Below are 12,388 nucleotides of genomic sequence, written 5' to 3'. Positions count from 1 at the left end.
ATAACCTCCAATTTCTATAGTTCACTTAAATAACTTGTGCCGACGTCGCTGCCACTAACATCAAAATTGTCCAAGACAGTCGCACCAAAGTCCGCAAATGTCTGGCGAGTTCCCAAGCGGCCGCCAGTTGCCATCGATGGTGAATAAACTAACAGTGGCACTTGCTCTCTGGTATGATCTGTTCCTTTGAATCCTGGATCATTACCGTGATCGGCAGTAATCATTAACAGGTCGTCATCCTTCAAATTTTTCAAGACTGTTCCCAGGCGCTCATCAAAATCCATTAAAGCTTGGCCAAAGCCGATTGGATTACGCCGATGCCCATACATCGCATCAAAATCAACTAAATTAGTAAACGCAAAGCCGCTAAAATCTTCTTGCATCACGTGATCAACGTGATCCATGCCATCCATGTTGCTCTCATTATGATAGCCTTCTTTAATCCCATGGCCAGAAAAGATGTCGTTGATTTTACCAATTCCAACCGTGTGGACACCAGCTTCTTGTAAATAATCTAAGTCCGTCTTGCCAGTTGGCTCCAGGGTAAAGTCATGGCGATTGGCTGTTCTGGTAAAATGATCCTTATCTGGGCCAACGTATGGTCGAGCAATAATTCGACCAACCGTGTATTGAGGACCATTAACCAGTGTACGAGCATACTCACAAATTCGATAAAGTTCCTTCAACGGAATAACGTCTTCGTGCGCGGCAATTTGAAGGACTGAATCTCCAGATGTATAAACAATCAGGTCACCGGTCTTCATCTGTTGTTCGCCCAGTTCAGCAATAATCTTCGTACCAGACTCTGGCCGATTACCAATGACCTTACGACCAGAAAATTCTTCCAATTTTTGGATAATATCTGCTGGAAACCCATTTGGAAAAGTGTTCAGCGATTTTTCAACCGGTAAACCCATCATTTCCCAGTGACCATCCATACTATCTTTGCCGGCTGAAATTTCTTGCATTTTGCCGTAATAACCAATTGGGGAGTTAACTTTATCAACGCCCTCAATCGGTTGATCTCGTAAGTTAGAAATCCCAAGCTTTTGCAAATTGGGAATATGCAGTTTGCCTTTATAAGCTTCACCGACATGACCCAGTGTATCCGAACCCACGTCGTCAAATTTGGCGGCATCAGGAGCAGCCCCAGTACCAACAGAGTCCAACACAATTCCAAAAATCCGGTTATATTTTTTTGTACTCATGAAAAAGTCTCCTTATAGAACAATTAAATTGGTGTCTAAGCAACGCCGAGGACGCCTTAAATAGTGGGCGGCCCCTCAGTTCTGCTTTACTCAAAGCGGGCAGGGAAAGCACCTAATTCTCGGCACTTTCTAAAGGACAGCTGCATCAGGCAGAAAGCTACTCATAAGCATCTTGAACAAAAATTCCAAACTCGGGAATTTCTGTTCAAGGAGCCTTATGTTCCGACGGCCGTGAAACGCCTAGCCTACCTAGCGCTTTCTAACCGCCTGGCTTCGCTCACTGATTTTAGGACAGCTGCGCAAAGCAGAAAGCTGCGTGTAAGCCTACTTGCCCAAAAATCCAAACCCGGGATTTCTGGGCAAGTAAACTTACACTCCGCTTTCTAAGCGCTTTGCTTCGCTCACTCTTAAGATAAAATTTTAACGGTAGCGCTCACCCCAAGACGACTCGCACCGGCATCAATCATTGCTAGTGCTTCTTCTCGTGAATGGATTCCGCCAGAAGCTTTAACACCTAGCCGATCGCCAACGGTCTTTCTCATTAACGCAACGTCATCGAGCTTAGCACCCGCCGAGCTAAAACCAGTTGAGGTCTTCACGTAATCGGCACCGGCCTTTTCAGCGTCCTGGCAGCCACTGACGATTTGATCGTTATTCAAATAAGACGTCTCCAAAATGACTTTAAGCAATTTCCCTTTAGCGTGGACCGCCTCAGCTACTTTTTGAATATCTGCTGTCACAAAATCGTCATTTCCGCCAAGCAGTTCACCCACATTTAATACCATATCAACTTCTTCGGCGCCTTGATCAATCGCCGTAATTGCTTCATATACCTTGGTTTCTGTATTAGTTGCTCCAAGTGGGAAGCCAACAACCGTAATTGGGTTGACAGATGAATTCTTAAGTTCTTCGGCAACTAATGGCATCCAGTGTGAATTCACACAAACCGAAGCCGTATTGTACTCAATTGCCTCTTGGCAAGTCTGTTTGATGCTTTCGGCCGTTGCGTCAGGTTTCAAATTTGTATGATCCAAATACTTAGCGAGTTGTGCTGTGGTTAAATCCTTCGTCATAATCATGTAACCCCTTTCATTTGTTTACAGCTACATCTTACAGGAAACCAGAACATATGTAAAGATATTTGATGAAATAATGTTCATCAATGTGAAAAAATGTACATAATAAATAGACCAACTAAACTGATCTGTGCCTGCTTTAACAACACATTCGTTTGGTTGGTCTATTGTAATTTAGTAACCTAGCAGCCTCTAACGATAAGCCAATTGCGTCCGGCAAAAAATCCGTTGAAGCATACTACGCAAAAATCTTCACATTCCAAGAATTTCTGCTTGAGCAAGTTGCTATTTTGATGGCTCCAAAAAGTCAAATTACGCTTTTTGGGAGCTGGTTTTACTCACTTTTTCAAATCATCAATTGAGTTGACGTTCTTCATATAGGTTGGCACAGCTAAGCCAACTTTAGCGCCCTTAAGATTGACACCCAGATCATCAAACTTACCTTTATAATCTTTATAATATAGCCCTTGAGTATTGGGCAACCAAGCACTTACCATCCCATCAGCGGCTTTAGTGGCAATCGAGGCCCACAATGGCTGAACTTCCATAGCCTGAATGGTCACCTTGTAGCCTAGGGATCGTAAAACATTGGCCACCACGTTAGTAGAGGCAATCTCTGAGTCCCAAGCAACGTAGGTTAATTTGATAGATTGGCCATGAACGTGTTTAATTCCTTTGGTCCATGAATCAACCTGCTTTTGATTTTGTTTAATCCAGTCGTTAGCAGCTTGGTGCGGGTCCTCGCCGTTATTAACCTTTAGCATCACATTTGACATTTGGTCTGGCCGCCAGTTAAACCGGTTCAATAAGTCATAAGCTTGCGGCTTATCTTTCTTGAGCCCTTTACGCACGATCGTATGAATATTCTCGGCACCACCATAGACGTTCTTAGGATCTTTTAAAAACTTTAATTTGTATTTCGTAAACATCCAGTGAGGTGTCCAGCCGGTCACAACAATCGGTTGCCGATTCTTAATTGCCTTACCAAGAGTACTGGTCATCGCTGCCGTTGAACTAGTCTGTAACTGCCACTTCGCATTAGTGAGACCATATGCTTTCATCGCTTTTTGCGTGCTTGACATGATTCCAGCCCCAGCTTCGACACCAGTAATTGTATAGTTAATTTGTTTACCAACGCTTTGCTTAGGATTGTACTTAGCCATCTGACTAGAACAGCCAGACAGAATGAAGACCGACAGAACCATCGAAACAAGCAGTATCACTTGGGTTATTCGTTTTTTCATAGGAACCCCCTTCTATGACTTAGGGATCTTGCTGCGATTAATTGCTTGCGTAATTCGATCTAAGATAATCGCTAAGATCACAATTGCCAAGCCAGCAGCAAAGCCACCACCAGCGTCATTTCGACCAACCGCAAAGTAGACCTTATTTCCAAGCCCCATCGCGCCGATCATCGAAGCAATCACAACCATTGATAACGATAACATCATACTTTGGTTAACGCCGGCCATTAACGTCGACTTAGCCAGCGGCAATTGAACTTTAAACAATTTTTGCCAAGAAGTTGACCCGTACGAATCAGCCGCTTCAATCAAATCGGCGGGTACTTGGCGGATCCCCAAATCAGTCATTCGAATAGTTGGTGGCATTGCGAAAATAACTGACGCAATCACCCCAGGAACCATGCCGATACCAAAAAAAGCGACTGCAGGAATCAAATAAACAAAGGCTGGCATCGTCTGCATAAAGTCCAAAACCGGCTTGTTAATTGTTTCGAAGACCTTTGACTTGCCCATCCAAATTCCAAGGGGCACGCCAATCACCAAAGCAATTAAACTCGACGTTAACACCAGGGTCAACGTTTGAGTCATATCACGCCAAAATCCTTGGTTCCAAATATAGAGGAGCCCCACAATTTCAAACGCAATCAGGCCCCAGTGCTTAGTTTTTCGATTCAGCCAGTAAGTGCCGCCAACGACCAAAATCATAAATAACCAAATTGGCAATAAATCAAAGACCCACTGAAAGCCATTGATAATGCCACCAATAAAGTTGGTAACACCATTAAAGAAGCCTTCAAAGCTGGCAAGCCAATCAACTAACTTATCAATCCAGCTTGAAACTGGCAATTGTGGTATGTTAGGCATCTTCGTTCACCTCATTTCCAGAAATGGCACCAAGAACAGCACCCCTAATAATAATTCCCAATAAATGATTTTGATCATCAATAACCGCATATGGAATTGGCGTCGATGAAATTTTATCCATAATTTCAGTAATCGGCGTATCAGGAGCCGTCGTTGGGACGTTTGTTTGAATAACCGAGTTTAATTGGCGCTCTTTCTTCTTGATTAAGCCCATCACGTGGCTGGCATCCACAACGCCAACAAATTCGCGCTTGCTATTGACCACGTACAGTGATGAAATTTCGTTTTCGACCATCCGGCGCATCGCGATCCGTGGACCATCCTTGTCGATGTTGACATAACTTGGTCGGATCATCACGTTAGCTGCCGTTAAGACCTTGGTTCGATCCACGTCTTCAATAAATTTCTCGACATAGTCATCGGCTGGTTGCGTCAAGATTTCTTCTGGTGTCCCAGTCTGGACGATAACCCCATCTTTCATAATCATAATCCGATCACCAATTCTTAGGGCTTCGTTTAGATCATGAGAAATAAAGACAATCGTTTTGTGCAGGTTTTCTTGTAAATCCAACAACTCATCCTGCATATCCTTTCGATTCAAAGGATCCAAAGCAGAAAACGCTTCATCCATGAGGAGAATCTCCGAATTATTGGCTAACGCTCGTGCCAAGCCAACCCGTTGCTGCATACCACCAGATAATTGGGTTGGGTATTGATTATCATATCCGTGAAGACCAACTAATTCCAAGGCTTCGTGAGCTTTTTGATGGCGCTCATCTTTATCAACACCTTTGATCTCCAATCCATAAGCCGTGTTTTCAATAATCGTTCGGTTAGGAAATAGTGCAAAATTTTGAAATACCATGCTCATTTTATTTCGCCGAACGTTTAATAATTCTTTTTTGTTCAGTGACGTAAGATTTTTACCATCAATGAGGATCTCTCCTGAAGTGGGTTCAATCAGCCGGTTAATCATTCGAATCATCGTTGATTTGCCGCTACCCGATAATCCCATAATCACAAAGATTTCTCCGTCATTAACTTCAAAGTTAGCATCACTTACACCAACCGTGGCGCCTGCCGATTTTAGGATTTCGGCCTTTGTCCTACCTGCCTTGATTAATTCCTCAGCCCGCGCAATTCTGCGACCAAAGATTTTGGTAAGATGTCGCACTTGTAATTTTGCTGTCATGTGCCCCTCCTTATCAATTGTTTCCGTTAATCGTTCAAGAAATTAAAAATGACACTTCCGAAAGGCCGTGCCATCTAATAAAAAAATTACTCTTAAAACCATAACAAAAATATTGACTTGTTTCAAATAAGTTGAATGATTGCAAATTTGAAGTTTACCAATTATTTTAACGACCAATCATTGTCATTATAAGGATTGGGTCAACTACTGACGACCGTGGCCAATTTTATTGGCTAAATTCGACTAACCCCTATAAGCACGGGCACTAGCAGCTCTAAAATTATTTTTTTGACAAATTATTTAACCACTGGCTCGGCATCGTTTATTAAGTTGCCAAAGTGGCGGCCAAGAATATCCAAACTACGGCGCTGGTCATCCATCAACGCCACGTCAGGTAGATGGCCCCATTTTTCAAAGCCATTTTTCTTAAACAGTTTTTGGCTGGGGAGGTTATGGCTAAATACAAAAGCAACCAGCGTATCAAGGTTGAGCCTTCTTAATTGCGTGCGAACGTATTCAAGTGCTTGTTGACCCAATTGATGGCGGCGATAATTCTTATCAAGGTAAATGCTAATTTCAGCAGTGTGCTGATAAGCAGGCCGCCCATAAAAGGATTCCAGGCCGACCCAGCCGACAATTGTTTGGTCAGCTTTGATCACCCAAATTGGTCGTCGATCATGATTAAAAGCCTGAAACCACGCTTGTCTTGAAGCGACTGAAACTGGCACCAAATCAGCAGTTGCCAATCGACTGGGAATAATTTCGTTATAAATTTCAACAATTTTGGGTAAATCATTTGGCTGCGCATATTCAAATTTAATTTGCGTCATGCAAGTTACTCCATTTCTAATAATAATTGAAGCTAATGGCTTAGTTAGGTTAAGCTAATTCGACAATCCATGACAGCGATACGAAAAAAGCAATCCGATCTCATTTGTTCAAGACGGATTGCCTTTCAGGCGCTACTGTTGATTGAATACCGTAACTGATTCAACGTGAACCGTTTGTGGGAACTGGTCAACCGGTTGAATTGGCTGATTAATTTGATAGCCTTGCTCACTAAATAACTTGGCATCCCTAGCCAGCGTTGCCGGGTTACAAGAAACGTAAACCACCCGTTTCGGCTGCATTTTGACAACACTCTCAATTAAAGAAGCGGCCAGCCCCTTTCTTGGCGGGTCAACAACAATAACATCCGGCTTTAGACCGTCTGCCTGCCATTTGGCCATCTGATCTTCAGCGTATCCGGCCACAAAGTCAACGTTATCCAAATGGTTGATTTGGGCATTTCGCTTGGCATCTTCAACCGCTTCTGCGACCACTTCAACTCCATAGACCCGTTTAGCAACCTTAGCCATTGGCAGTGAAATCGTGCCAATCCCACAGTAGGCGTCAATCACAATATCGTCCGCAGACAACTCGGCTTTCTTAATTGCTAACTCATAGAGCTTCTCCGTTTGGATTGGATTTACTTGATAAAATGAATTGGCCGAAATGTCAAACTTTAAGCCCAGCAAGGTATCTTCAATCGTCTCTTGACCAGCTAAAACTTTATTTTCTTTTCCCATCAAGGCATTTGTCTTCTTGGGATTAATATTTTGGACAATACTCTTCACTTCAGGTAAGGCTTTTGTGATTTCGGCAACAATCTCTTGACGACTTGGTAGTTTTTCCGTCCGAGTGATTAAAACCACCATCATTTGGTGTGAGTAATGGCCACGGCGAACCATAATGTTTCGAATAACGCCACCATTAGTACGTTCATCGTAAGGCTTTAGTCGATACTTGCGAAGAATATCACGAATAAGCACAATAGCTTGATCAATTTTAGGATCTTGAATATAGAAATCCTCAATGGGGATCAAGTCATGGGAGTGCTTCCGGTAGAAACCGGTCTGCAGTTCCCCATTCACCAGCCGAACGGGGATTTGAGCCTTATTGCGATATTGATAAGGCTTCTGCATGCCAATCGTTGGCGCCACTTCAACGTCAAGCTTTAATTTCTTAAAGTCTTCTTCAATTTGATGCCGCTTAAATTCAAGTTGCGCATCATATTTTAGATGTTGTAGCGGGGCAATCCCCGTTTGCGTATAGGACTTATCAACCAACTCAACTCGATCCGGGCTCTTTTGATTGATTTTGATGACGCGGCCAAAGGCAAAGTTCTTCTTCACCTTAATGACTTTCATCACAATATTCTCAGTTGGTAAGGCATCTTCAATAAAGATTGGAAAATCATCAATTTTAGCGACGCCCAATCCCTGATAAGTTAAATCCGAAATATCAACTGTATAAGTTTCATTCTTAGTTACTGGTGCAATTGTTTTCATTTAGTCACCCTTATTAATTCTCAAACCGTCAGACAAAGCAATCCCAGCATTACCTAAGCAACCCCCTCAGTCAGGGCGTTACACCAGTACGCCTACATTTCAACAACCATAAAAGGCCCGCCTATTTGGCGAACGCCACTACTTTGCTTGATTCATTATATCAATAGAAATAAAAATTGCGAAACGAAAGCATCGTAACGCAATTCATACATATCATATAAACTTATTCCTTATCAGGCAGTTTGTCAACGCCTTTGACGAAGTTTTCTTCGACCTCACGAATTTCATCGTTAGCATCCGAGTATGCCCGATCCGGAATTTCATCCGTATTCGCAAAAATCTCGATATGCTGTTTTAAATCCACAAAGGTCATCGGCGCGTCACCACCATATTCCCCGTCAAGATTAATCTGCATCCGATCATTAACTGGCTTAGCAGTCACTTTACGAACCTTCTTATAAATAATCCGTGGATCATCAACGTGTTTGCCACCATTTAAAACTTTAGAAGCTAGGTGGAGAATTTCGACCAAGTTACTTGTTTTGACAATAATCAACGTAAACTTACCGTCATCTAAGGAAGCGTCCGGTACAATCTGTTCAAAGCCACCAACGGAATTTGTCAGGGCCAAAAAGAACATGGACGCCTTTCCCTTAAACTCACCACCATCATATTTTAAATCCATCTCAATTGGTTTGATTCGTGGTAATAGTTCGGCGCCTTTAACCAAATAAGCCAAATAACCGAAGATCGTTTTAAGATCGGATGGGACATCATAAGTTAGTTCCGTGAGCAGCCCACCGGCAGCAATATTAATAAAATAATTATCGCCGGCTTTGCCAATATCCATTCGAATCGTTTGCTTTTTAAACACCATTTTAGCCGCTTCAACCGGATCTTCACGCGGGATGTGCAGTGCCCGAGCATAATCATTCGTTGTTCCCGCCGGAATGATCGCCATCTTTGGTCGCCGTTTAAGCGGAGCAATGCCATTCACAACTTCATTAATGGTGCCATCACCGCCAGCCGCGACAACCAAATCAAAGCCCTCTTCAGCCGCCCGTTTTGCTTCATTTTTTGCGGAATCCTTTGCAGGGGTCGTCGCATAGGCGCTGGTTTCATAACCAGCTTGTTCAAAAATATTTAAAATATCCACCATCTTCTGTTTGAGAATCTCTCTTCCAGAAGTGGGGTTATAAATGACCCTAGCCCGTTTTCGCATTACAATCCTGACTTTCTATTTACTTACTCATTGATTCCTTTAGCATTTTGTTAATCACTTGAGGATTAGCTTTCCCATGCGTCTGTTTCATAATTTGACCAACCAAGAAACCGATTGCCCGATCCTTACCATTATGGAAATCTTCAACCGATTGGGGATTGGCGGCTACAACATCATCAACGATTGGCTGCAGCTTAGCAGGGTCTGATAATTGAATCATGCCCTTTTCTTCGACAAACTTCTTAGGTTCTTCGCCCTTGGTAATGGCTTTGAAGACTTTCTTAGCCATCTTGGAAGAAATTGTCCCGTCGCTAATCAATTTGATCATTGTTGCTAAATGATCTGGGGTAATCTTGGTATTTTGCAAATCGACTTGATTGTCGTTTAAGTAGGCATTTACGTCCCCTTGAAGATAATTGGCAGCTAATTTAGCATCCGCACCTGCTTGAACCATCTCATCAAAGAAATCAGACATTTCCTTGGTCTGGGTGATCACCATGGCATCATAATCGGTAATTCCCAACTCATTGACATAATCTTTCCGCCGCTCAGCAGGTGGCTTTGGCAATTCCTTTTGGATCTGATCAATCCAATCTTGAGAAATTGTCAAAACAGGCAGATCTGGTTCTGGGAAGTAACGATAATCATCAGAGCCTTCCTTAACCCGCATCAGTTCGGTCTTACCAGTTGTTTCATCAAACCGACGCGTTTCCTGTTGAATGCGGCCACCAGACATAATTTCTCGTTGCTGACGTTGTTCTTCATACTGGAGGCTCTTCTTCACGTAAGTAAAGGAGTTGATGTTTTTCATTTCGACCTTAGTACCATATTCCTTTTGGCCAACTGGGCGAATCGAAATGTTTGTATCAACCCGCATGGAGCCCTCCTCCATTTTGACGTCTGAAATCCCCGTAAATTGAATAATTTGTCGTAATTGTTCCAAATAAGCATAGGCTTCGTCAGCCGAAGCAATATCGGGTTTAGAAACAATTTCAATCAGCGGCGTTCCTTGACGGTTTAAATCAACGAAAGAATGCTCAGCCTCGTGGGTATTTTTACCCGCATCTTCTTCAATATGCATTTCAGCAATCCCGATTTTTTTCTTTTGACCATCAACCTCAATTTCAACCCAGCCATCATGGGCAATTGGTGTCTCAGACTGTGTAATCTGGTAAGCTTTTGGGTTATCAGGGTAGAAATAATTCTTTCGATCAAAGTGAGGGGTGGGTTCGATCTGAGCATGCAGCGCTAATCCAGCCATAATGCCATCGTGGACAACCCCCTTATTAGTAGTGGGCAAAACCCCCGGGTAACCCCAATCAATCACGTTTGTATTAGCGTTAGGGGTATCACCAAATTCTACGGGAGACGGACTAAAAATTTTTGAATGTGTCTTTAACTCAACGTGTACTTCAAGCCCAATTGTTGTTTCAAAATTCATTAGTTGTTACCTCCCAACTTTGGTGTTTGTTGATTAAAATCAGTGTCTTGTTCAAAAGCGTTACCCGCTTGGTAAACCGTTAACTCATCGTATGGGCGGCCAATCAATTGAACACCGACTGGCAGGCCCTTTGAAAAGCCGGCAGGAATCGACATCCCAGGCAGGCCAGCCAAGTTAACCGGCAATGTCAAGACATCATTCATGTACATCGTCATTGGATCAGAAACGTCCTCACCAATCCCATAAGCAGGGGTTGGGGCAGTTGGTGCCAAAATTAAGTCAAAGTCTTTGAATACCTTGGCAAAGTCGTTGTTCATCAACGTTCTAACTTGCGCAGCCTTTTTGAAATAGGCATCGTAAAATCCTGCTGACAGCGAGAAGGTTCCCAACATAATCCGGCGCTTAACCTCGTCGCCAAATCCTTCTGAACGAGACTTTACATATAACTCTTCGAGATTCTTAACATCCTTAGCCCTTCGACCATAACGAATCCCATCAAATCGTTGTAGGTTAGATGATGCCTCAGAAGATGAAATAATGTAGTATGCCGCAACCCCATATTTAGTATGTGGCAAGGAAACTTCTTCCACCGTTGCGCCTAATTTTTTAAACTCGTCGGCAGCAGCTAAAACCGTCTGTTTAACACCGTCATCCAATCCTTGCGCCATAAATTCTGATGGAATCCCGATTCTCATGCCGCTAACGCCCTTATTAAGGGAACTGGTAAAGTCGGGAACTTCCTTGGTCGAAGACGTCAAATCGTGACTATCATGACCCGCAATGGCGTTTAGAACCGTCGCGTTATCCTGAACGTTTCGCGTAATTGGGCCGATTTGATCCAAGCTAGAACCAAAGGCAATCAGGCCCCAACGAGAAACCCGACCATACGTGGGCTTCATGCCGACAACACCGTTAAACGAAGCGGGTTGGCGAATTGAACCACCCGTATCTGATCCTAAAGCTGCCAATACTTCTCCTGCGGCAACCGCAGCAGCGGAACCACCTGATGAACCGCCGGGCACTTTTGTCGTATCCCAAGGATTATGAGTAATCTTGAACGCCGAATTTTCAGTTGACCCACCCATGGCAAATTCGTCCATGTTCGTCTTACCAACGTTGATGGTGCCTAAGTTCCGCAATTTTTCAACCGCTGTGGCGTCAAACATTGGCGTGAAGTTCTCCAAAATTTTTGAAGCGGCAGTTGTCTTCATCCCTTTAGTTAGCATGTTATCTTTAATGGCAACCGGGACCCCAGATAATGGGTTGTCAGCATCAATTCCCGCCTCATCAATTTGAGCAGCTTGTTTTTCAGCTGCTTCGTCTGCTACCGTTAGAAAAGCATTGATGTCGCCATCGACGTTTTGAATGTTTGCCAAAGTCTGCTGAGTTAACTCCTTAGCAGTTATTTCTTTGTTAACAAGTCTACTGTGAATGGTGGTCAATGACTCATTGAAATAATTCATTATTCGTTTTCCCCACTTTCATCAATAATCGTAGGAACGCGGATATAGCCATCTTGGGTGTCGGGGGCGTTTTCCAACAAAGCCTTTTGTTGATGCCAATTTTCAGCAACGTCTTCTCGCATAACGTTGACCTGATCGGAAACACTGCTAGTTGGTTCAACTCCATCGGTGTCAACTTCACTCAGCGTTTCAAACAAGCCGATGATCTGATCCAATTGGGTTGTAAAGTACGGCAATTGCGTATCATCAATCTTTAACTTTGCTAATTCAGCAACGTGTTTTACTTGATCTTCAGAGATCTTTTCAGTCATTGAAATCCTTCTCTCTTCTGAATTACTTAATTTAATC

General features: G+C 43.2%; 11 protein-coding genes. All 11 read right to left on the bottom strand.

What is annotated here, in order from left to right:
* Window positions 1-14: 14 nt before the first annotated feature.
* The 11 genes from YK48G_RS10605 to gatC all read right to left on the bottom strand — a co-directional run bounded on the left by YK48G_RS10605 (window position 15) and on the right by gatC (window position 12,351).
* On the bottom strand, window positions 15-1,208 hold the full coding sequence (locus YK48G_RS10605; RefSeq protein WP_203630669.1) for a phosphopentomutase: 1,194 nt from the start codon (window positions 1,206-1,208) through the stop codon (window positions 15-17).
* A gap of 407 nt (window positions 1,209-1,615) precedes the next feature.
* Window positions 1,616-2,287: a deoxyribose-phosphate aldolase gene (gene deoC / locus YK48G_RS10600; RefSeq protein WP_203630668.1), complete on the bottom strand. Its 672-nt coding sequence runs from the start codon at window positions 2,285-2,287 to the stop codon at window positions 1,616-1,618.
* Window positions 2,288-2,622: 335 nt separating this feature from the next.
* Entirely contained in the window at window positions 2,623-3,528 is a 906-nt protein-coding gene (locus YK48G_RS10595; protein ID WP_203630667.1) for a glycine betaine ABC transporter substrate-binding protein, read from the bottom strand.
* A 12-nt stretch (window positions 3,529-3,540) separates the two neighbouring features.
* On the bottom strand, window positions 3,541-4,392 hold the full coding sequence (locus YK48G_RS10590) for an ABC transporter permease (RefSeq protein WP_203630666.1): 852 nt from the start codon (window positions 4,390-4,392) through the stop codon (window positions 3,541-3,543).
* Window positions 4,385-5,584: a quaternary amine ABC transporter ATP-binding protein gene (locus YK48G_RS10585; RefSeq protein ID WP_203630665.1), complete on the bottom strand. Its 1,200-nt coding sequence runs from the start codon at window positions 5,582-5,584 to the stop codon at window positions 4,385-4,387. Before YK48G_RS10585 ends, YK48G_RS10590 begins: the two co-directional genes overlap by 8 nt.
* Window positions 5,585-5,880: 296 nt before the next feature.
* Window positions 5,881-6,414 carry a GNAT family N-acetyltransferase gene (locus YK48G_RS10580; RefSeq protein WP_203630664.1) on the bottom strand — a complete coding sequence of 178 codons (534 nt, stop codon included), beginning with the start codon at window positions 6,412-6,414 and terminating at the stop codon, window positions 5,881-5,883.
* Window positions 6,415-6,546: 132 nt separating this feature from the next.
* On the bottom strand, window positions 6,547-7,914 hold the full coding sequence (gene rlmD, locus YK48G_RS10575) for a 23S rRNA (uracil(1939)-C(5))-methyltransferase RlmD (RefSeq protein ID WP_203630663.1): 1,368 nt from the start codon (window positions 7,912-7,914) through the stop codon (window positions 6,547-6,549).
* Between the two features lie 223 nt (window positions 7,915-8,137).
* Window positions 8,138-9,136: a diacylglycerol kinase gene (locus YK48G_RS10570; RefSeq protein WP_203630662.1), complete on the bottom strand. Its 999-nt coding sequence runs from the start codon at window positions 9,134-9,136 to the stop codon at window positions 8,138-8,140.
* Window positions 9,137-9,155: 19 nt separating this feature from the next.
* A complete protein-coding gene (gene gatB, locus YK48G_RS10565) occupies window positions 9,156-10,577 on the bottom strand; it encodes an Asp-tRNA(Asn)/Glu-tRNA(Gln) amidotransferase subunit GatB (protein WP_203630661.1) in 1,422 nt (473 codons plus the stop codon).
* Window positions 10,577-12,040 carry an Asp-tRNA(Asn)/Glu-tRNA(Gln) amidotransferase subunit GatA gene (gatA, locus tag YK48G_RS10560; RefSeq protein WP_203630660.1) on the bottom strand — a complete coding sequence of 488 codons (1,464 nt, stop codon included), beginning with the start codon at window positions 12,038-12,040 and terminating at the stop codon, window positions 10,577-10,579. Before gatA ends, gatB begins: the two co-directional genes overlap by 1 nt.
* Window positions 12,040-12,351, bottom strand: coding sequence for an Asp-tRNA(Asn)/Glu-tRNA(Gln) amidotransferase subunit GatC (gene gatC, locus YK48G_RS10555; RefSeq protein WP_203630659.1), 312 nt, complete (start codon window positions 12,349-12,351; stop codon window positions 12,040-12,042). Before gatC ends, gatA begins: the two co-directional genes overlap by 1 nt.
* Window positions 12,352-12,388: the final 37 nt, after the last annotated feature.

Origin of the sequence: Lentilactobacillus fungorum (genome assembly GCF_016860605.1) — a bacterium.
Lineage (GTDB): Bacteria > Bacillota > Bacilli > Lactobacillales > Lactobacillaceae > Lentilactobacillus > Lentilactobacillus fungorum.
This window is presented reverse-complemented; position numbering and strand designations above follow the sequence as displayed.

What these genes read in the sequence shown, in the direction of transcription:
- YK48G_RS10605 (WP_203630669.1), bottom strand. Translation starts at nt 1,208, where the DNA reads ATGAGTACAAAAAAATATAACCGGATTTTTGGAATTGTGTTGGACTCT.
- deoC (WP_203630668.1), bottom strand. Translation starts at nt 2,287, where the DNA reads ATGATTATGACGAAGGATTTAACCACAGCACAACTCGCTAAGTATTTG.
- YK48G_RS10595 (WP_203630667.1), bottom strand. Translation starts at nt 3,528, where the DNA reads ATGAAAAAACGAATAACCCAAGTGATACTGCTTGTTTCGATGGTTCTG.
- YK48G_RS10590 (WP_203630666.1), bottom strand. Translation starts at nt 4,392, where the DNA reads ATGCCTAACATACCACAATTGCCAGTTTCAAGCTGGATTGATAAGTTA.
- YK48G_RS10585 (WP_203630665.1), bottom strand. Translation starts at nt 5,584, where the DNA reads ATGACAGCAAAATTACAAGTGCGACATCTTACCAAAATCTTTGGTCGC.
- YK48G_RS10580 (WP_203630664.1), bottom strand. Translation starts at nt 6,414, where the DNA reads ATGACGCAAATTAAATTTGAATATGCGCAGCCAAATGATTTACCCAAA.
- rlmD (WP_203630663.1), bottom strand. Translation starts at nt 7,914, where the DNA reads ATGAAAACAATTGCACCAGTAACTAAGAATGAAACTTATACAGTTGAT.
- YK48G_RS10570 (WP_203630662.1), bottom strand. Translation starts at nt 9,136, where the DNA reads ATGCGAAAACGGGCTAGGGTCATTTATAACCCCACTTCTGGAAGAGAG.
- gatB (WP_203630661.1), bottom strand. Translation starts at nt 10,577, where the DNA reads ATGAATTTTGAAACAACAATTGGGCTTGAAGTACACGTTGAGTTAAAG.
- gatA (WP_203630660.1), bottom strand. Translation starts at nt 12,040, where the DNA reads ATGAATTATTTCAATGAGTCATTGACCACCATTCACAGTAGACTTGTT.
- gatC (WP_203630659.1), bottom strand. Translation starts at nt 12,351, where the DNA reads ATGACTGAAAAGATCTCTGAAGATCAAGTAAAACACGTTGCTGAATTA.